This is a genomic window from Pseudomonas sp. S2_H10, from assembly GCF_054668285.1.
Map to the genome: position 1 here is coordinate 2831299 of NZ_CP162754.1, position 19230 is coordinate 2850528.

The 19230-nt window shown below is 62.0% G+C and carries 18 protein-coding genes; 9 read left to right on the forward strand and 9 right to left on the reverse strand.

Going from position 1 to position 19230, the window contains the following annotated elements:
- The first annotated feature begins 43 nt into the window (after positions 1-43).
- Positions 44-484, forward strand: a complete 441-nt coding sequence (gene aroQ / locus AB4O16_RS12580; RefSeq protein ID WP_460157829.1) for a type II 3-dehydroquinate dehydratase — start codon at positions 44-46, stop codon at positions 482-484.
- 5 nt (positions 485-489) lie between these two features.
- Complete coding sequence (locus AB4O16_RS12585; protein ID WP_460157830.1) at positions 490-1344, forward strand: shikimate dehydrogenase; 855 nt, start codon at positions 490-492, stop codon at positions 1342-1344.
- Between the two features lie 94 nt (positions 1345-1438).
- On the opposite strand, the gene AB4O16_RS12590 is transcribed toward AB4O16_RS12585, so the two are convergent.
- Together AB4O16_RS12590 and quiC are read right to left on the reverse strand one after the other, a co-directional pair.
- Positions 1439-2116: a TetR family transcriptional regulator gene (locus tag AB4O16_RS12590; protein WP_160385693.1), complete on the reverse strand. Its 678-nt coding sequence runs from the start codon at positions 2114-2116 to the stop codon at positions 1439-1441.
- Between the two features lie 102 nt (positions 2117-2218).
- Positions 2219-4120, reverse strand: coding sequence for a 3-dehydroshikimate dehydratase QuiC (quiC, locus tag AB4O16_RS12595; RefSeq protein ID WP_460157831.1), 1902 nt, complete (start codon positions 4118-4120; stop codon positions 2219-2221).
- Between the two features lie 268 nt (positions 4121-4388).
- Between quiC and AB4O16_RS12600 the strand changes: the two genes are divergently transcribed.
- Complete coding sequence (locus AB4O16_RS12600) at positions 4389-5726, forward strand: MFS transporter (protein ID WP_160385695.1); 1338 nt, start codon at positions 4389-4391, stop codon at positions 5724-5726.
- A gap of 118 nt (positions 5727-5844) precedes the next feature.
- Here AB4O16_RS12600 and AB4O16_RS12605 read toward each other — a convergent pair whose 3' ends face one another.
- The 4 genes from AB4O16_RS12605 to AB4O16_RS12620 all read right to left on the reverse strand — a co-directional run bounded on the left by AB4O16_RS12605 (position 5845) and on the right by AB4O16_RS12620 (position 9644).
- Positions 5845-6723: a DMT family transporter gene (locus tag AB4O16_RS12605; protein WP_095965683.1), complete on the reverse strand. Its 879-nt coding sequence runs from the start codon at positions 6721-6723 to the stop codon at positions 5845-5847.
- Between the two features lie 144 nt (positions 6724-6867).
- Positions 6868-7683 (reverse strand): sugar phosphate isomerase/epimerase family protein, encoded by an 816-nt coding sequence (locus AB4O16_RS12610; protein WP_460157832.1) that lies wholly within the window; start codon positions 7681-7683, stop codon positions 6868-6870.
- A 2-nt stretch (positions 7684-7685) separates the two neighbouring features.
- A complete protein-coding gene (locus tag AB4O16_RS12615) occupies positions 7686-8741 on the reverse strand; it encodes a Gfo/Idh/MocA family protein (RefSeq protein ID WP_160385697.1) in 1056 nt (351 codons plus the stop codon).
- Positions 8742-8867: 126 nt separating this feature from the next.
- Positions 8868-9644: an IclR family transcriptional regulator gene (locus AB4O16_RS12620; RefSeq protein ID WP_460157833.1), complete on the reverse strand. Its 777-nt coding sequence runs from the start codon at positions 9642-9644 to the stop codon at positions 8868-8870.
- Positions 9645-9819: 175 nt separating this feature from the next.
- Here AB4O16_RS12620 and AB4O16_RS12625 point away from each other — a divergent pair, with 175 nt between their 5' ends.
- From AB4O16_RS12625 to AB4O16_RS12640, 4 genes are all read left to right on the forward strand, one after another.
- A complete protein-coding gene (locus tag AB4O16_RS12625) occupies positions 9820-11568 on the forward strand; it encodes an FAD-dependent oxidoreductase (protein WP_460157834.1) in 1749 nt (582 codons plus the stop codon).
- Entirely contained in the window at positions 11552-12385 is an 834-nt protein-coding gene (locus AB4O16_RS12630) for an aldo/keto reductase (RefSeq protein WP_460157835.1), read from the forward strand. Before AB4O16_RS12625 ends, AB4O16_RS12630 begins: the two co-directional genes overlap by 17 nt.
- Positions 12386-12611: 226 nt before the next feature.
- Positions 12612-13505, forward strand: a complete 894-nt coding sequence (gene ypfJ, locus AB4O16_RS12635) for a KPN_02809 family neutral zinc metallopeptidase (protein WP_150716762.1) — start codon at positions 12612-12614, stop codon at positions 13503-13505.
- Positions 13506-14462: an alpha/beta hydrolase gene (locus tag AB4O16_RS12640; protein WP_160385702.1), complete on the forward strand. Its 957-nt coding sequence runs from the start codon at positions 13506-13508 to the stop codon at positions 14460-14462.
- Positions 14463-14488: 26 nt separating this feature from the next.
- On the opposite strand, the gene AB4O16_RS12645 is transcribed toward AB4O16_RS12640, so the two are convergent.
- The 3 genes from AB4O16_RS12645 to AB4O16_RS12655 form a co-directional block, all read right to left on the reverse strand.
- Positions 14489-15082, reverse strand: coding sequence for an HAD family hydrolase (locus tag AB4O16_RS12645; RefSeq protein WP_460157836.1), 594 nt, complete (start codon positions 15080-15082; stop codon positions 14489-14491).
- Positions 15079-15948: an acyl-CoA thioesterase II gene (gene tesB / locus AB4O16_RS12650; RefSeq protein WP_160385704.1), complete on the reverse strand. Its 870-nt coding sequence runs from the start codon at positions 15946-15948 to the stop codon at positions 15079-15081. The genes AB4O16_RS12645 and tesB overlap by 4 nt, the downstream gene beginning before the upstream one ends.
- 106 nt (positions 15949-16054) lie before the next feature.
- The gene (locus AB4O16_RS12655; protein WP_460157837.1) at positions 16055-16624 is read right to left on the reverse strand and encodes a GNAT family N-acetyltransferase; all 570 of its coding nucleotides are present in this window, start codon (positions 16622-16624) and stop codon (positions 16055-16057) included.
- A 78-nt stretch (positions 16625-16702) separates the two neighbouring features.
- On the opposite strand from AB4O16_RS12655, the gene AB4O16_RS12660 reads away from it, so the two are divergent.
- Together AB4O16_RS12660 and AB4O16_RS12665 are read left to right on the forward strand one after the other, a co-directional pair.
- Positions 16703-17623, forward strand: a complete 921-nt coding sequence (locus AB4O16_RS12660) for a histone deacetylase family protein (protein WP_160385706.1) — start codon at positions 16703-16705, stop codon at positions 17621-17623.
- 290 nt (positions 17624-17913) lie between these two features.
- Positions 17914-19155: a TIGR03862 family flavoprotein gene (locus AB4O16_RS12665; RefSeq protein WP_460158057.1), complete on the forward strand. Its 1242-nt coding sequence runs from the start codon at positions 17914-17916 to the stop codon at positions 19153-19155.
- Positions 19156-19230 lie beyond the last annotated feature (75 nt).

Consider the following 19230-nt stretch of genomic DNA (forward strand, 5'->3'; position numbering starts at 1 on the left):
TGAACCTCGGCCGATTCCAAAAATAATAAGTGGAGAGATTCCGATGTCCCCAATCGTTCTGGTGCTCAACGGCCCGAATCTGAACCTGCTCGGCACCCGTGAACCGGCGACCTACGGCCACGAAACCCTGGCAGACATTTCGTCCCTGTGCGCACGCGCCGCCGAAGAGTTCGGCCTGGCGGTGGAGTTTCGCCAGACCAACCATGAAGGCGAATTGCTCGACTGGATTCACGCCGCCCGTGGCCGCTGCGCCGGGATCGTGATCAACCCGGCTGCCTGGACCCACACCTCGGTCGCCATCCGCGACGCCCTGGTCGCCAGCGAGCTGCCGGTCATCGAAGTCCACCTGTCCAACGTGCATGCCCGCGAAGCCTTTCGCCACCACTCGTTCGTATCCGCCATTGCCACAGCGGTGATGGCCGGTTTTGGCAGTCACGGCTACCGCCTGGCGCTGGAACACTTCAGCCATCGTTTGCAGGGGTGATCGCCGTGACTCAGAACAACGTGGTACTGGCCGGGCTGATCGGCGCCGGCATCCAGGCTTCCCGCACACCGGCCTTGCACGAGCACGAAGGCGATGCCCAGGGGGTGCGTTACCTGTATCGCCTGATTGATCTTGATCAGTTGAAACTCGACAGCAACGCCCTGCCCGACCTGTTGATGGCTGCCGAACGCATGAACTTCACCGGGCTGAACATCACCTTTCCCTGCAAGCAGGCGATCATCCCGTTGCTCGACGAACTCTCGCCGGAGGCGCGCGGTATCGGTGCGGTCAACACGGTGGTGCTCAAGGATGGCAAACGCATCGGCCACAACACCGATTGCCTGGGCTTTGCCGAGGGTTTTCGCCGGGGCTTGAAAGGCGTTGCCGTTGAGCGTGTCGTACAGATGGGCGCTGGCGGCGCAGGTGCGGCGGTAGCCCACGCGTTGTTGAGCGAAGGCGTACAACAGCTGAGCATTTTCGATGTGGACATCCGCCGCGCCCAGGATCTGGCCGACAACCTCAATCAGCATTTCGGCGTCGGCCGGGCGGTGGCCGGGTATGACCTGCCGAGCGCCATGGCCCAGGCTGACGGCTTGGTGAACACCACCCCGATGGGCATGAAAAAGCTGCCGGGCATGCCGGTGCCGGTGGAGTTGCTGCGGGCCGAGATGTGGGTGGCGGAGATCGTTTACTTCCCGCTGGAAACCGAACTGCTGCGCAACGCCCGCGCCCTCGGTTGCCGAACGCTGGACGGCGGCAACATGGCGGTGTTCCAGGCGGTGAAGGCGTTCGAACTGTTCAGCGGCGTGGTGCCGGATGCCCGGCGAATGCTTGAGCATTTCCAGAGCATGGATGACTGACGCGACTTGTAGGAGCCGGCTTGCTGGCGATGGCGATCATGCAGACGCGATCGCCAGCAAGCCGGCTCCTACAAAGGCGATTCACACAGCTGTATCAGGCTTGCAGGTAACGCAACACCGACTCGCAAATCATCTCGCGATGACGCTGCTTGATGCGTTCGTCCGGCAGGTCGATCTGAAAAATCTCACCAAATGTATGGCGGTTCGAGACGCGATAGAAGCAGAACGAACTGATCAACAGGTGCACATCCAGCGGATCGAGACCGGCACGGAACAGCCCTTGCTCGGCGCCGCGACGCAGAATCTCGCCCAGTGAATCGAGGATGGTGTTGTTCATCGCCTTGATCGCATCGGAGCGCTTCACATACTCGGCGTTGTGAATGTTCTCGATGCTGACGATGCGCACGAAATCGACGTTGCGATCATGGTGATCGAAGGTGAACTCCACCAGCCGCCGAATCGCCTCGACCGGCGCCAGCTCCGCCAGGTGCAGGCGATTTTCGGTGTTGCGGATATCGCCGTAGAGTTTCTCCAGTACCTCGACGTAGAGCTGTTCCTTACTGCCGAAGTAGTAATAGATCATGCGCTTGGAGGTGTGGATGCGCTCGGCGATGGCATCGACGCGCGCCCCGGAAAGCCCCTGCTGGACGAATTCGACGATCGCCTCCTGCAGGATGTTTTCGCGGGTCTTTTCCGGGTTGTTCTTGCGACTCTTGCGCGGCTCGACGCTGGGTTCTACGGAGGCTGCGGGGAGTTCTGAGGTCATTGTCATTGCGGGCTCACGGCCATCACTGCACAGGCTGGCGATTATGGGCCGCGCGGCACGGTGAGGGAACCCGCGCGGCCCACGTTTAATCCCGCGTTTACGAATTTCCTACAACTTCGCCTGACGCAATGCGCCGCTGCGGGATTTGGCCATGGCCGCCAATCGCACTGCGACGTTGGCCGCGCCGTAGCCGGCGTAACCGTTTTTACGCTGGATGATCTCGAAGAAGAATCGTCCCTCGAACGGCTCGGTGTACACATGGAACAGTTCACCGCCCTGGGCGTCGCGGTCGTACAACACATTGTAGTAGGCCAGTTCGCTAAGGAACTCGTCGTCGAAGTCGAACCGCGCCGCCAGGTCATCGTAATAGTTGAGCGGGATATCCAGCAGCGGCACCCCCGCCTCTTTGGCACGGCTGACCTGGGCAAAGATGTCATCACAGTCAAACGCGATGTGATGCACACCGGAGCCGCGATAACTCGACAGCGCGTGAGAGATCGCGGTGTTGCGGTTTTCGGAAATGTTCAGCGGCAGGCGGATCGAACTGTCCCGGCTACGCAAGGCACGGCTCTTCACCAGACCATACGGATCGGGCAACACCACTTCGTCGTCGGCCTCGAAGTCCAGCAGGCTCTTGTAGAACAGCACCCAACTGTCGAGGCTGTCGGCCGGCAGTGCCATGGCCATGTGGTCGATGCGCTTGAGACCACCGCCGACCGGCGCATCCGCCAGCAGATTGAAGTCGGTACCGTAGACATCGGCCTCCTGGTCCACCAGATAGATCAGGCTGCCATCCGGCGCACGCACTGCCGCCAGCTCCAATTCATTGGGCCCGACCAGCCCGCGATAGGGCTGGCCCTTGTAGGCCACGGCACGGGCCAATGCGCTCGCGCTGTCCTTGACGCGCACAGCGGTAGCACACAGCGACGGGCCGTGGGCTTCGAAAAAGCTGTGGCCGAAGGAGTAAGGCTCTGAGTTGAGGATCAGGTTGATATCGCCCTGGCGCAGCAGGCTCACGCTCTTGGAACGATGCTGCCCGGCCTTGACGAAGCCCAGTCGCTCCAGCCAGTGGGAGAGCTTGGCGCCGAGGCTTTCGTCCACGGCGAACTCAAGAAACTCGATGCCGTTGTATTCACTGGCCTTGGGCGTTTCGAACAGAATCTCGGGGTTGGCCGCAGGCTTGGCTTCGCGCGCCAGACGCTCGCGGGTCTTCTCTTCCAGATACAGCAGCGAACGCAATCCGTCGGCGGCGTTGGCTCGCGGCGGCGCGGCGCGGAAACCGTCGTTGAAAATCTCCAGCGACAAGGGCCCGGTGTAGCCGCTCTTGATGATCGGCGCGAGGAACCCCGGCAAATCGAATTCACCCTGGCCCGGGAAGCAGCGGAAATGCCGGCTCCACTCCAGCACGTCCATGGCCAGGATCGGCGCGTCGGCCATTTGCACGAAGAAGATCTTGTCGCCGGGAATCTCGGCGATGGCACTGGGATCACCCTTGAGCGACAGGGTGTGAAAGCTGTCCAGCAACACGCCAAGGCTTGGGTGATCGGCCTGGCGCACGATGTTCCACACCTGTTGATACGTGTTCACATGCCGGCCCCAGGCCAGCGCCTCGTAACCGATGCGCAGACCACGGGCCCCGGCGTGCTCAGCCAGCAGGCGCAAATCGTCGACTAAAATCTGTTCATCACCGATGGAGTCGGCCGAGGCGTTGCTGCACACCAGCACAAGGTCGGTGCCCAGTTCCTGCATCAGGTCGAATTTGCGCTCAGCGCGTTCCAGGTTGCGCGACAACCGGTCACGCCGACAGCCTTCAAAATCACGGAAGGGTTGAAACAGGGTGATGGCGATCCCGAGATCGGCGCACATCTGTTTAATTTCCCGCGGGCTGCCGTCGTAGTAGAGAAGGTCGTTTTCGAAAATCTCCACACCGTCGAACCCGGCGGCGGCAATGGCTTCGAGTTTTTCCGGCAGGGTACCGCTCAAGGATACGGTGGCAATGGAACGCTGCATGTTTCGACTCCCGGTGGAGGCTTCGGCTGCAGGGAATTTGCGCCGATTTTAAAAGAGTGAGCGGATTATTGAGCTGACGAAGGTATTGGGCAATTCAAAGTGTACTACCCAGTTAGTTTTGTGTTCGATTATCGAACAAAATGGTCGTTGGCGAATTGACGATTTTTTGTCCACTGCCCAACATCGACCCCACATTGAGTCCGAACTCGCAGCACCGGCCGCGATGTCCAAAACACCAAATAACAAATTCAAAAAACGGGTGGTACATATGCTTCCTTCCCAAAGCTCTCGCATGGCTCCGGCCATGAGCGTCACTGCCGGTGGTATCGGCGACAAAATCCGCGGCGCCATGGCAGTCGGCAAAACCCGTTGGGGCATGCTGGCGCTGGTGTTTTTCGCCACCACCCTGAACTACATCGACCGCGCCGCCCTGGGCGTGATGCAACCCATCCTGGCCAAGGAAATGAGCTGGACGGCGATGGATTACGCCAACATCAACTTCTGGTTCCAGGTGGGTTACGCCATCGGTTTCGTGCTGCAAGGCCGGTTGATCGACCGGGTCGGCGTGAAACGGGTGTTCTTCTGCGCCGTGCTGCTCTGGAGCCTGGCGACCGGCGCCCATGGCCTGGCCACTTCGGCGGTCGGCTTCATGGTCTGCCGCTTCATCCTCGGCTTGACCGAAGCCGCCAACTACCCGGCCTGCGTGAAAACCACGCGCCTGTGGTTCCCGGCCGGTGAACGCGCAGTAGCCACCGGCATTTTCAACGCCGGTACCAACGTCGGTGCGATGTTCACCCCGATGCTGCTGCCGCTGATCCTGCACGTCTGGGGCTGGCAGGCCGCGTTCCTGTGCATGTCGGCACTGGGCGGGATCTGGCTGCTGTTCTGGGGCCTGAAGTACTTCAACCCGGAAGATCACCCGAGCGTCAAACAGTCGGAACTGGACTACATCCAGAACGAAGTCGAACCGGAACAGACCCGCGTACCCTTCTCGAAGATCCTGCGCATGCGTGGCACCTGGGCTTTCGCCCTCGCCTACTCGATCACCGCGCCGGTGTTCTGGTTCTACCTGTACTGGCTGCCGCCGTTCCTCAACCAGCAATACAACCTGGGCATCAACGTGACCCAGATGGGCATTCCGCTGATCATCATCTACCTCACTGCCGACTTCGGCAGCGTTGGCGGCGGCATCCTCTCCTCGTTCCTGATCGGTCGCGGCGTCAACCCGATCAAGGCGCGACTGATGTCCATGTTCCTGTTCGCCTGCTGCATCATCGGCGTGATCATGGCGGCCGGCTCCAGCAACCTGTGGGTCGCGGTGGCCGCCATCTCCCTGGCCATCGGCGCGCACCAGGCCTGGACCGCGAACATCTGGAGCCTGGTGATGGACTACACGCCCAAGCACATGATGAGTACGGTGTTCGGCTTCGGCGGCATGTGTGCGGCGATTGGCGGGATGTTCATGACCCAGTTGGTCGGCCACATCCTGACCATCACCAACAACAACTACACCGTGCTGTTCACCATGATTCCGGCGATGTACTTCATCGCGCTGACCTGGATGTACTTCATGGCACCGCGCAAGATTCCGACCGTCACCGACTGAAGTTCGGCGCACTGTAGGAGCGAGCATGCTCGCGAAAATCCTGAGAGCGACGCGGGCATCCAGACAACCCGCGTCATCGTTAACGGACATCGCGAGCAGGCTCGCTCCTACAGGTCTTTTACCGGCGGCTTTGCTGCCAGGCCGCCGCCAACCCGCTGCAGCAGATCACGGCAATGCCGAGCACGGTGGTCAGTGTCGGCGTGTGGGAAAACAGCAGCCAGCCGAGCAGGCCGGCGAAGATGATCTGGCAATAGCTGAACGGCGCCAGCAGTGCCGGTGCCGCGAGGCGGAAAGCCTGGGTCAGGAACAGGTGTGCCGTCATCCCGCAGGCCCCCAGCGCCAGCATCATCGCGCCGTGTACCAGGTTCGGCGTCTGCCAGAAGAACGGCACCAGCGCACTCATCACCAGCGTGTTGCACAAGCCCGCAAAAAAGTTGCTGGTGGTCGGGCTGTCGATCTCGCTGAGCTTGCGCGTCAGCAGTTGATAGAAGCAGAAAAACAGTGCCGAGCAGAACGGCAGCAACACCGCCGGGGTAAACAGATCTCCGCCCGGGTGAACAATGATCAGCACCCCGCTGAAACCGAAAATCACCGCCAGCCATTGCCCCCGCGTCACGCGTTCGCCAAGCAACGGCACCGACAACGCGGTGACCAATACCGGTGCGAGGAAGTTGACCGACGTGGCTTCGGCCAACGGGATGTACATCAGCCCCGTGGTAAAAAACAGACTGGTGCCCAGCAGGCACAGCGCCCGGATCAGTTGCAGCAACGGCCGTTTAGTACGCAGCACACGCAGCCCGGATTGCGGCAGGAAAATCCCGGCCATCAGCAGGGTGTGAACCACGTAACGCGCCCAGACCACCATGACGATGGGATAGAAACCGGAAAGGTATTTGGAAAAGGCGTCGTGGCTGGAAAACAGGAAGGTTGCGACAACGATCAGCAGGATCCCTTTGAAGGGCTGATTGACGCCGGAAAGCGGAGTGCTGACGGTCATTGGGTTTCCTTACTTGAAATCATGTAGGAGCGAGCTTGCTCGCGATGGTCGTCAACGATGATGATGGCCGCCTGGACAAACACGGCGCCCTCACGTCCATCGCGAGCAAGCTCGCTCCTACAAGCGATAGGTGCGCAGCACCGATTACAGACGCGCCAACAACGCTATGGTTTTATCCAAAGCCATTCGCGCCCGATCCAATCCACTCACACCCTGCTCCAGCAACTGCACGGTGGGAATCTCCAGGCTCAACGGTATGTCAGCCGGCAAACCGCGCAACAACCCCTGCAAATCACAATCGCCATCACCGGGAAAGCGCCGTTCGTTACGCGCCTGACGCAAGATCTCCGCCATATCGGACGGTCGTGGTCCTGCGACGTCACACAACTGTGCATACCGTAACCGTGAGGGGGCAACCTTGGCCAGTTCTTCCAACCGCGATCCAGAGCGGTCGAAGTGGAAGGCGTCGACCAGTACACCACCGTTTTCACGCCCGGCGTTTTCCACGATACGCGCGGCCTGTTGAAGATTGCGCGCATCGGTCCAGGGCATGAACTCCAGATGCGGGTGCAAGCCATAGCGTGCAGCCAGATCACAGAGCTCGGCAAAATGCTCGGTCAGTCGTTGTTCGTCAGGATCGTTGCCGGCCACCAGCAACTCACTGGCGCCGAACTCGGCACCCACTGCGAGGATTTTCTCGAAGTCGGCGACGACGGTCTGTGGCTTGAGACGCAGGATTTCGACGTCCAGCACCCTGATACCGGTATCGCGCAGACGCGCCAGGGTCTGGCGGCGCAATTCGCTGTCGCCCACCAGGGCAAAATGGTGCTCCTCAGGGGTCGCTGGCACCAGGCGCAAGCCAACATGGCTGTAGCTGGCCCGCGCGGCGACCTCGACCATCTCGGGCGGCGACAACTCCAGCACGGTCAGGCTGGCGAGGGAGAAAATGCGTTCGCTCATGTTCACTCCTCGATCAGGGATGGCGTGCAGGCACGACCGGTTTCGGCAGCTTCGCGGATGGCTTCGATCAGCGCCAACGTACGCGCGGCATCGGCGGCACTCACCAGCGGCTCGACCTCTCGACGGGCAACGCGCACGAAGTGCTGTAACTGCAGGCGCAGGGCTTCATCGGCACTGAAGCTTTCCTGGGTCGTCAGCAACGGTTGATGCCAGCCGCCATCGACTTCGTTGTAGTGCCAGCGTTTAAGCTGCGGAATGCTCAGCGCCCCAGCCGTTCCGGCCAGCAGGTAGCACGGTTGATCAGGATGACGTGGATACACCGGGTTCTCCCCGGAATCCAGCTCCCAACTCCAGGGCGCAGCCACCGCATCCGAGCCGGTCAGGCTGCCCAGTGCACCGTTATCGAATTGCAGCAGCACGGCTGCGCAATCTTCGTTGGCAAAGCCGCGTATGGCGTTGCTGGTGATGGCCTGAACCTGACGCACCTCGCCGCACAAGTGCCGCAGCAGATCGAGGTCGTGGATCAGGTTGGTCAGCAGCATCCCCGCACCGGCCTCGCGCCGCCAGGGTGTTTCGAAATAGCTGTCGGGCTTGCGCAACTGCCAGAGCGCCGTGACCGTGGTCAACCGCCCCAGTGCGCCGCTGTGGACAAGTTCGTGGGCGCGGACGATCAGTGGATTGTGCCGGCGGTGATGTCCGACCAATACCGGAACGCCACTGGCCTTCGAGGCAGCCACCAGTTCCCTGGCTTCAGCCAGGTGCACGCCCACCGGTTTTTCCAGCAACACCGGCACGCCGGTCGCCAGGCAATCGAGGGCCGTGCCGACGTGCTGCGTGTTCGGGTTGGCGACGATGACAGCGTCTGGCTTTGCCTGCTCCAGCATCTGACGATGATCGGCGAAACAGGCTACGCCCCATTGTGCCGCAAGACTGGCCGCCTGCGGTCCGGGATCGGCCACGGCGCACAGCGTCGCTTCAGTCAGGGATTGCAGATGCTGGTAGTGCTGCTGGCCCATGTTGCCAGCACCGATCAGGGCGATGCGAAGTGGCGAATTCAAGATGCGGTCCTCTTGTGAGTGTTATTGGAGCGATGAATTCCAATAATCTAGAACCGAGTTCCATAATCTTACACAGACCAATCCTGAAAGTGTTCGAACAGCGCACAGCTTTAAAACTGCCCAGACTCAGACAAACAACTCCGACGCCAAACTCGCCGCCGACAACTCCTCGGTAAATGCCAACAACAATGGCGCCAGCTCATGCAGCCGCGCCCCCGGCATCCGTGCGCTCGGGCCGGCAATGCTGAGCACGCCGATCACCCGTCCATCCGCGGGATGACGCACCACCGCCGCAATGGCTGAGGTCCCCACTGCCGAGCTTTCCTCGACCCAGGCGTAGCCCTGCTCCCGCGCCAGACGCAGGCGTTCGAGCAATTCGATGTTGGAGCGTGGCGCGTTCGGCCCTACGTGTTCCGGCACCTGTACACCCTGGCGCTCCACCAGAGACAAGGCTTCGGCATCGCTCATGCACGCCAGCCACGCATGTCCGGAGGCTGTGTAGAACAACGGCGCATCTCGTCCCATGTCCGGGTCGTAACGCAGACCGGAGCGCGCACCCTGGGACTTGGCGATCCAGGTCTGGCGTTCGCCATCGATCACTCCGAGACGCACCAGTTCGCCGGTTTCCTGCGCCAGGCGATCAAGCACCGGCTGCACAATGTCGGCGCCGCTGCTCGACAGGTAACGGAAGCCCATTGCCACCAGTTTGGTCGAGAGGTGATAACGCAGATTATCCGGATTCTGCCGCACATAACCGAGGCGGATCAGCTCGGCCAACAGGCGATGGGTTGCGCTCTTGGGGATGTCCAGCTGTTCCGCCAGGGTCTGCATGGGCAGGCCACGAGGGTCGCTGGTGAGGCTTTCGAGCACACTGAAAACACGTTCGATCTGACTGCCGGCCATGGTCGCTTCCACACAAAATTTGTTCGATTCTAGAAGACATCCAGTCGAATGCGAAATCTGGAACTGACCGTTCGATAACCGCCCGCTTTACGCCACCCAGACTTGTCCGACTTCACCGGACTCCTATATTTTTTGGAACCAGATTCCAAAACAATAGAACACCGGAGTTCAAACAATGCCTGCCCCAGCGCACTTTCTTCCCGACGTCGACTGCGATGTGCTGATCGTTGGCTCCGGTGCGGCGGGACTGTCAGCAGCCGTGACCGCCGCGTGGCACGGGCTGAAAGTCATAGTGGTGGAAAAGGACCCTGTGTTCGGCGGTGCCACGGCCTGGTCCGGTGGCTGGGCCTGGGTGCCGTGCAACCCGTTGGCCCGGCGTGCCGGCATCGTCGAAGACGTTGAACTGCCGCGCACTTACCTCAAACACGAATTGGGCGAGCGCTTTGATCCGGCGATGATCGACGCTTTCCTGGAGGCCGGCCCGCGCATGGTCTCGTTCTTCGAACAGCACACCGCGCTGCAATTCGCCGACGGCAACGCCATTGCCGACATTCACGGCGACACACCCGGGGCAGGCACCGGTGGACGTTCGGTGATCGCAGCCCCCTACGACGCAAGAAAAGTCGGCACACTGCTCAGGCGTCTGCGCAAAACCATGCGGGAAACCTCGTTCATGGGCATGCCGATCATGGCGGGGGCGGACCTCACGGCCTTCCTCAACCTGACCCGCTCCCTGTCGGCGGCCTGGCACGTTACGCGGCGTTTCAGTCGCCACCTGATCGACCTCGCCACGCATGGCCGGGCGATGCAACTGGTCAACGGCGTTGCCCTGGTGGCGCGCCTGGCAAAATCCGCCGACGACCTCGGCGTGTTGCTCTGGGAGTCGGCGCCCGTGACCGGCTTGCTGCGCGAGAACGATCAGGTGCGAGGTGCCGTGGTCAGCACCGCCAAAGGTTCGGTGCGCATCCATGCACGCAAGGCCGTGGTGCTCGCCGCCGGTGGTTTCGCCAATGACATCGAACGGCGCAAGGCCCTGTTCCCCCGCACGCCAACCGGGCATGAGCACCTGGCCTTGCCGCCCCTCGGCGTTTGCGGCGATGGCCTGCGCCTGGGCGAAAGCGCCGGCGCCCGGGTGAACAGCGACATGGCGTCAGCCGTCGCCTGGGCGCCGGTCTCACAAGTGCCGCACAGCGACGGCAGCACGGGACACTTCCCGCACATCATCGAGCGGGGCAAACCGGGCATCATCGGTGTGCTGAGCAACGGCCGGCGCTTCGTCAATGAAGCCAACGGCTACTACGACTACGTCACGGCCATGGTCGCCGCCGCCCCGCCGGGTGAAGAGGTGGCGTCGTGGCTGATCTGCACCCATGGCTTTCAGCGTCGATATGGCCTGGGCATCTCCCGGCCATTTCCGGTGCCGCTGTCATCCTTCATCCGCAGCGGCTATCTGAAAACCGGCAATACACTTGAGGAATTGGCGACCGCCTGTGGCATTGACCCGATTGGCTTGCGTAGCACGGTGTCGGACTACAACCGCCACGCCCGCAACGGCGAAGACCCGCAGTTCGGTCGTGGTTCCACGCCTTACAACCGCAAGCAGGGTGACGCGTTACAGCAACCCAACCCCTGCGTCGCGCCGATCGAACAAGGCCCGTTCTATGCCGTGAAGGTCCAGCCGGGCTGTTTCGGCACCTTCGCCGGACTCAAGGTCAACCAACACGCCCAGGTCCTGGACGACTGCGCGCAGCCCATCGCCGGGCTGTATGCGGCGGGCGGCGACATGGCCAGCATCATGGGCGGTCACTACCCCGCCGGCGGCATCAATCTCGGCCCGGCGCTGACCTTTGGCTACATCGCCGCGCGCCATATCGCAGGCGTCACGGCTTATGAAAAGGAGATCGACCATGCAGCACATCGTTAACGCACAGGGTTTGAACATGCCGAAACTCGGCCTCGGCACCTGGCCGATGCTCGGCGAGGAATGCACCCGTGCCGTGGAGCAGGCCCTGGCCCTGGGTTACCGGCACATCGACACGGCAGCGGCCTACAACAACGAAGACGCTGTCGGTCAGGCGCTGGCGAACAGTCCGATATCCCGCGGGCAGATCCACGTCACGAGCAAAGTCTGGTGGGACCAACTGCAACCCGACGCCATGCGTCATTCCATGGACCGCAGCCTCAAGGCCCTTCGCAGCGAATACGTCGACCTGTTCATGCTCCATTGGCCGACCACCGATTGGGATTTACCGCTCACCATCGAGACCCTGGTGTCGTTCAAGGAACAAGGCCTGGCGCGCAACATTGGCGTGGCGAACTTTCCACTGCCCTTGCTACGCAAAGTCGTCGAAGAACTCGGCGCGCCGCTGTCGGCGATCCAGGTCGAGTACCACGTGCTGCTCGGACAAAACGCCCTGCTCGACTACGCCCGTCAACACGATATGGCGCTGACGGCCTACACGCCGCTGGCCCGCAACAAGGTATCCGACATCCCGGCCATCCAGCAGATCGCGGCGAAACACGGTGTGCTGCCGACCCAGGTCGCGCTCAAATGGCTGCTCGATCAACCCAATGTGGCCGCAATCCCCAAGGCCAGCAGCGAGGCCAATCAACTGGCCAATCTCGCGGCACTGCAAGTGCAACTGGATGACCAGGACCGTTCCTTGATCGCCAGCCTGTCCAAACGCGAGCGTCAGGTCAGCCCGGACTTTGCGCCGGTGTGGGATGCATTCGACGAGTAATCCGCAAGACCGCAGACCGCCCTCAGGATAAAAACCCGTCGCCGGAGGGAATTCGATGGGTTATCCGTGTTCAATACAAGCCTGAATCGTTTTCGGCAGCCCTTCCCCGGCTGCCGGGAATCAACCTGTGCACAAGAAAAAGACGGACGACCGGACTGGCGCCGCTCCCACTTGGCAGCAACACTCATCGCACGGCTGTTTACCCGGTACAGAAGAGGATTCCCACATGCTATGGAAAAAAGGCCGACGCAGCGACAACGTGGTCGATGCCCGTGGTGACGACGTGGGCGGCGGTGGCGGCGGCATGCGGTTCGGCGGTGGCAAGGGCCTGAGCCTGACGGCGATCCTGTTGATCGTCGGCATCGGCTGGATCACCGGCCAGGACCCGCTGCAAATCCTCGGACAACTGACCGGGCAAATGGGCCAGCAAACGGCGCCCGCTACCAACCAGAGTCGCCAGGCACCGCCGGCCAATGATGAAAGCGCGGAGTTCGTGCGTTCGATCCTCGGCGACACCGAGGACACCTGGGGTGCGATTTTCCAGCAGGCCGGTCGCCAATACAAAGAACCGACCCTGGTGCTGTTCAGCAACCGCGTGAATTCGGCCTGCGGCCTGGCCACCTCGGCAACCGGCCCGTTCTATTGCCCGGCGGATCAGAAGGTCTACCTGGACATGGCGTTTTTCCAGGAAATGTCCCAACGTTTTTCCGCCGCGGGCGACTTCGCCCAGGCCTACGTGATCGCTCACGAAGTCGGACACCATGTGCAAACCCTGCTGGGGGTGTCCGCAAAAATTCAGGCCGCGCGCCAACAAGGCCGGCAGATGGAAGGCGACGGCGGTTTGCTGGTTCGCCAGGAACTGCAAGCCGATTGCCTGGCCGGCGTCTGGGCCAACAATGCGCAGAAGCGCCTGAACTGGCTGGAACCGGGCGACATCGAAGAAGCACTGAACGCGGCAAACGCCATCGGCGACGATCGTTTGCAGCAACAGGGTCAGGGCCGCGTGGTCCCGGACTCGTTCACCCACGGTACGTCAGCGCAACGGGTGCGCTGGTTCAAAACCGGTTTCGCCCAAGGCCAGGTTGGCCAGTGCGATACCTTTGCGGCGAAAAATCTGTAAATGAAGAAGTGGTTGTTGGTTGTTCTGTTTACTTGCGCAACGTCCCAGGCCGCCGAGCAAGGGGTCAAGGAGCTCAGCCCCGGGCGCTTGCTGTTGAAATCAGGTGAAATCGCGGTGGGCATAAGCCCCGCCCCGGCAAATATCGAGCGGGTGCTGATCATCATCCACGGGCGTTTACGCAACGCACAAACCTATCTGCAAAGCGGCGAGCACGCCGCCGAACTGGCCGGGCAGAGCGCTACGACCCTGGTGATCGCCCCGCAGTTTCTCAATGAAACCGACGTCGCGGCCCATCCGGTGGCCGACACGGTCTTGCGCTGGCAAGGCGATGAATGGATGGCCGGCGGCGAATCCACGGCACCGTTTCGGCTGAGTTCCTACGCGGCGCTCGACGAAATCGTCGCCCGCCTGGGTGACCGCCAGCAGTTTCCGGATGTGAAGCAAATCGTCATCGCCGGGCACTCCGGCGGCGCGCAGGTGGTTCAGCGCTATGCATTGCTCGGCCACGCGCAGTCCGGCCTCGATGCGGCTGGCGTGCAGGTGCGCTACGTGATCGCCAACCCGTCCTCCTACGCCTATTTCGATGAGCGCCGGCCCGTGGCGTTCAGCCACGCGGGTTGTCCGCAATTCAATCGCTGGAAGTATGGGCTGTCGGATTTACCGGCCTACGCCGAAGGACAAACCGCGGCGCAACTGCAGGAAAGTTACCTCAAGCGTGAAGTCGTTTATCTGCTGGGGCAGCAGGACATCGACCCGAACCATCCGGCGCTGGACAAGAGCTGCGAAGCCCGGGCACAGGGACCCTATCGATTGGCGCGTGGGCGTTTTTACTTTGATTACCTGAAGCGCCTGCAACCGCAAGGGCTGAATCAGCAACTGGTTGAAGTGCCCGGAGTCGGGCATAACGGTGACGGGATGTTTACCTCGCCGGAGGGGCAAAAGGCTTTGTTCCCGTAGGAGCTGGCTTGCCAGCGATGAGGCCATCAAGCCAACAGCATCCGCCGCAACGCAACACAATCGGCCGCATGCCAATCGGTCAATTCCGGCCATGGATTATCCGGCTGATTCACCAGCACCGTGCGTGCCCCCGCCGCGCGCCCGCAATCGAGATCGAAGCGGTAATCACCGACCATCACCATCTCGCTCGCCGGCACATTCCACGCTTCGGCCAGTTTCAGCAGCCCGCCCGGATGCGGCTTGGGCGGTGCATCATCGCGGCCCAACACATCCTCCAGCGCAAAGCAGTCGGCCAGGCCGATGGCCTGCAGCGTGACATGCGCCAGCTCCCGGGCATTGCGCGTCAGGATGCCCAGGCGATAACCGCGCCCGGCCAGCTCGCGCACCAGCTCCACCGCACCCGGTGCCGGTTGCGAACCGAGCGCCAGGTCGCGCTCATGCTCCAGCAGCCACGCATGCTTGGCTGCGGCTTCATCGGCCGGCAGCGCGGCGAGGTGGGTCAGGATGTCGTCTTCGGCAGGAATCGCCAACGCCACGCGAATCGCCGCGAAGTCGTGCACGGCCACCGTCAGGGTGCCGTCCATGTCGAACACCCAGTGACGCACGTCGGCCAGGCTCATGCCCAATCCTTGCGGTGGCGGATCAAGCCTTCCTGGGTGACCGAGGCCACCAGTTGACCGGCGCGGTTGAACACGCTGCCACGGGAGAATCCACGGGAGTTGCCGGCCCACGGGCTGTCCATCGCGTAGAGCAGCCAATCATCGGCGCGCAGATTCTGATGGAACCAGAGCGCGTGATCGAGGCTGGCGACTTGCATGTCCTTGTGCCAGACCGACTTGCCGTGGGGCTGCATCGAGGTGACCAACAGGCCGAAGTCCGATGCGTAGGCCAGCAGGTACTTGTGCAACGCCGGCGAATCGGCCAAGGCCCCGTCGGCGCGGAACCAGACGTACTTGATCGGGTCGGACGGCAGCGGGTTGTAGGGATCTTTTTCGGTCACCGGGCGGAATTCGATCGGCTTGGGGCACAGGAGCTTTTCGCGCATTTTCTCCGGGATCAAGTGCGCGCGCTGCTGGGTGATCTCCAGCTCCGATGGCAGGTTTTCCGGACCGACCACTTGCGGCATTTCGGTCTGGTGCTGGAAGCCTTCTTCGTCGTACTGGAACGAGGCGCTGCACGTGAAAATCGGATGGCCTTTCTGGATGGCCGTCACCCGACGCGTGCTGAAACTGCCCCCGTCACGCACCCGGTCAACCTGATACACCACCGGCAACCCGGCATCGCCCGGCCGCAGGAAATAGCCGTGCATCGAATGCACATGACGTGCCTCTTCAACGGTCTGACTGGCCGCCGACAGCGACTGGCCGAGCACCTGACCGCCGAACAACTGACGAAAGCCCAGGTCCTGGCTACGGCCACGGAACAGGTTTTCCTCGATCGGTTCCAGGGTCAGCAGCTCGACCAGATCTTCCAACACTTGGCTCATTCAGACTCTCCTCACGCAAAACATTGCCGCACAGTCTTGGCTGCAACGGTCGATTCAGTTTCCGGCCCGGGCCATCATGAGGGCCATTGTAAACGTCCGCGCCAGCTTATCCATGCAAGGTTTGCAGCCATTGTTCGCGACTGATGCGATACAGCACATGCCGACGCAACGGGTGATCGGCCTCGAGCCGCGGGTGATCGAAGTCATCCGCCGGATCATGGTGCATGCCGATGGCCTGCATGACTTTTTCTGAAGGCAGATTGGTTTGCGTCGTGAAGGCCACCACTTCTTTCAGCGGCAAGCGGTCAAAGCCGCAGCGCAGAGCGGTCCACGCCGCTTCACTGGCGTAACCGAGGCCCCAGTGCTCGCGGGCCAGGCGCCAGCCGATTTCCGTGGCGGGGGTGAAAGGCGCGTCGAACCCGACCATGAGTAGCCCGGTGAAGCCGATGAACTGGCCGGAGTCCTTGCGCTGCAAAGCCCAGAGGCCATAACCATGTTCGGCGAAATGCCCACGGATTCGCCCGATCAATGATGCACTTTCCAGCCGGCTCAAGGTGGCTGGGAAATAGCGCATCACCTCCGGATCGGCACACATCGCCGCAAAGTCCGGCAAGTCTTCATCGCGCCACTGGCGCAACAGCAGCCGCGCACTTTCCAGCTCCAGTATTGGCTCCATCGTGCCCGCCCCTCCATTTCAATGTCGCAAGTCTACAACGCTGGTAGGATCCTTCTCTCATTCCTACATGAAATGACCATGCCACTGCCGCTGATTTATCACGAAGACTACAGTCCCGAGTTTCCGGCGGATCACCGCTTCCCCATGGACAAGTTTCGCCTGCTGCGCGATCACCTCGTGGACAGCGGCCTGACCCGCGACGCCGACCTGCTGCGCCCGCAATTGTGTCCCGCAGACATTCTCGCCCTCGCCCATGACCCTTCGTATATCGCGCGCTACATGAGTGGCGAGTTGTCCCGCGAAGACCAGCGCCGCCTCGGCCTGCCCTGGAGCGAAGCCCTGGCCCGGCGTACGGTGCGGGCGGTCGGTGGCTCGTTGCTCGCCGCCGAGCAGGCGCTGGAGCATGGCCTGGCCTGTCACCTGGCGGGCGGCACCCACCATGCGCACTACGACTACCCGGCCGGGTTCTGCATCTTCAATGACCTGGCGGTGATCAGCCATTACCTGCTGGAAAGCGGTCGGGTCAATCGGGTACTGATCTTCGATTGCGACGTGCATCAGGGCGACGGGACTGCACGAATACTGCACAACACTCCAGAAGCGGTGACCGTTTCCCTGCACTGCGAGAAGAACTTTCCTGCACGCAAGGCCGAAAGCGACTGGGACATACCATTGCCCAACGGCATGGGCGATGCCGACTACCTGAAAGTGGTGGACGATGCGCTCAACTACCTGCTGCCGCTCTATCAACCGGATCTGGTTCTGTATGACGCCGGGGTCGATGTGCACAAGGACGATGCCCTGGGTTATCTGCAGCTGACAGACGAAGGCGTCGCCGCCCGCGATGAAAGCGTGATGCGCCATTGCCTGGGTCGCGACATCCCCGTGGTCGGCGTGATCGGCGGCGGCTACAGCAAGGACCGTCAGGCCCTCGCCCGCCGTCACGGCATCCTCCATCACAGCGCGCAGCGCGTCTGGCAGTCATCAGGTTGTCACTGAGCTGTGGATGCTTTACCCACAATGCCTGTGGAGCTGCCTGTGGATAACCTGAGTGAAAGGGACTACAGGCCACGCGGTATATAGGCTACAGAGCCCTGGTTGTTTTTTAGCCAGCGATCCAATACACCGATCATCCCTGTAGGAGCGAGCCTGCTCGCGAAACACTCACCGTCGCCGCTGGGCAGTTGGTCATACGCGTTATCGTTCAAGACCTTCGCGAGCAAGCTCGCTCCTACAGAAGGCAGGGCGGTAGAATGCGCGGCTTATCCCGCCAGACCGCAGTGCACTCCATGACCCAATCCTCGCCAGCACTCTCCCCTCACGTCGCCATCATCGGCGGCGGCCCCGCCGGCCTGATGGCGGCCGAAGTGTTGAGCCGGGCCGGGATCAAGGTCGACCTGTACGACGGCATGCCTTCGGTCGGACGCAAATTCCTCCTGGCCGGTGTCGGCGGCATGAACATCACGCACTCCGAAGCCTACCCGGCGTTTCTCTCGCGCTACGCCGAACGCGCCCCGCAGATCGCCCCGCTGCTGCGCGGTTTTGGTGCCGAAGCGCTGTGCCAGTGGATTCATGACCTGGGCATCGAAACCTTCGTCGGCAGTTCCGGCCGGGTATTCCCCACCGACATGAAAGCCGCGCCATTGCTGCGCGCCTGGCTCAAGCGCCTGCGCGACAGCGGCGTAGTTATCCACACCCGCCACCGCTGGCTCGGCTGGGACGAGCGCGGCGCTTTGCGCATCGACAGCCCGGAAGGCGAAAAGACCGTTCAGGCCGACGCCACCCTGCTCGCCCTCGGCGGCGGCAGTTGGTCGCGCCTGGGTTCGGACGGTGCCTGGATGCTGCCACTTGAGCAGCACGGCGTAGGACTGGCGCCGCTGCAACCCAGCAATTGCGGCTTCGAGGTGCAGGCCTGGAGCGAATTGATGGTCAGCAAATTCGCCGGCGCACCGCTGAAAAACATCGCCATTGGCCTCAACGACGACGTGCCACGGCTCGGCGAATGTGTGATCACGGCCACCGGAATCGAAGGCAGTTTGATCTATGCCCTGTCCGCGCCTGTGCGCGAAGCGATCAACCGACACGGATCGGCAACGATTCATCTGGACCTGCTGCCTGGCCGGCCTGTGGATAAAATTCAGGCGGCGCTGAGCAAACCCCGGGGATCACGTTCCATGGCCAAGCACCTGCACAGCCAGTTGGGCATCGATGGGGTGAAAGCGGCGTTATTGCGTGAACTGACCGGCGCCGACTGCTTTGCCGACATGGCCTTGCTGGCCAAGGCGATCAAGGCATTGCCACTGACGCTGGTGAAAACCCGTCCACTGGACGAGGCCATCAGCAGTGCTGGCGGTGTGTTGTTCGAGGCGATGGATGAGCGCTTGATGCTCAAGCAGATGCCTGGCGTGTTTTGCGCCGGGGAAATGCTCGATTGGGAAGCGCCGACGGGCGGCTATCTGCTGACTGCGTGTTTCGCCAGCGGCCGGACGGCGGGGTTGGGGATGGTGGAGTGGTTGCGGCGCAAGGGTTGAAGACCGAGGCGCCCCCATCGCGAGCAAGCTCGCTCCCACAGAGGATGTGTGAACAATGCAGATCCAGTGTGGGAG

Coding starts and splice junctions, on each gene's coding strand:
- aroQ (WP_460157829.1), top strand. CDS start 44: ATGTCCCCAATCGTTCTGGTGCTCAACGGCCCGAATCTGAACCTGCTC.
- AB4O16_RS12590 (WP_160385693.1), bottom strand. CDS start 2,116: ATGACAATGACCTCAGAACTCCCCGCAGCCTCCGTAGAACCCAGCGTC.
- quiC (WP_460157831.1), bottom strand. CDS start 4,120: ATGCAGCGTTCCATTGCCACCGTATCCTTGAGCGGTACCCTGCCGGAA.
- AB4O16_RS12600 (WP_160385695.1), top strand. CDS start 4,389: ATGCTTCCTTCCCAAAGCTCTCGCATGGCTCCGGCCATGAGCGTCACT.
- AB4O16_RS12605 (WP_095965683.1), bottom strand. CDS start 6,723: ATGACCGTCAGCACTCCGCTTTCCGGCGTCAATCAGCCCTTCAAAGGG.
- AB4O16_RS12610 (WP_460157832.1), bottom strand. CDS start 7,683: ATGAGCGAACGCATTTTCTCCCTCGCCAGCCTGACCGTGCTGGAGTTG.
- AB4O16_RS12620 (WP_460157833.1), bottom strand. CDS start 9,644: ATGGCCGGCAGTCAGATCGAACGTGTTTTCAGTGTGCTCGAAAGCCTC.
- AB4O16_RS12625 (WP_460157834.1), top strand. CDS start 9,820: ATGCCTGCCCCAGCGCACTTTCTTCCCGACGTCGACTGCGATGTGCTG.
- AB4O16_RS12630 (WP_460157835.1), top strand. CDS start 11,552: ATGCAGCACATCGTTAACGCACAGGGTTTGAACATGCCGAAACTCGGC.
- ypfJ (WP_150716762.1), top strand. CDS start 12,612: ATGCTATGGAAAAAAGGCCGACGCAGCGACAACGTGGTCGATGCCCGT.
- AB4O16_RS12640 (WP_160385702.1), top strand. CDS start 13,506: ATGAAGAAGTGGTTGTTGGTTGTTCTGTTTACTTGCGCAACGTCCCAG.
- AB4O16_RS12645 (WP_460157836.1), bottom strand. CDS start 15,082: ATGAGCCTGGCCGACGTGCGTCACTGGGTGTTCGACATGGACGGCACC.
- tesB (WP_160385704.1), bottom strand. CDS start 15,948: ATGAGCCAAGTGTTGGAAGATCTGGTCGAGCTGCTGACCCTGGAACCG.
- AB4O16_RS12655 (WP_460157837.1), bottom strand. CDS start 16,624: ATGGAGCCAATACTGGAGCTGGAAAGTGCGCGGCTGCTGTTGCGCCAG.
- AB4O16_RS12660 (WP_160385706.1), top strand. CDS start 16,703: ATGCCACTGCCGCTGATTTATCACGAAGACTACAGTCCCGAGTTTCCG.
- AB4O16_RS12665 (WP_460158057.1), top strand. CDS start 17,914: ATGACCCAATCCTCGCCAGCACTCTCCCCTCACGTCGCCATCATCGGC.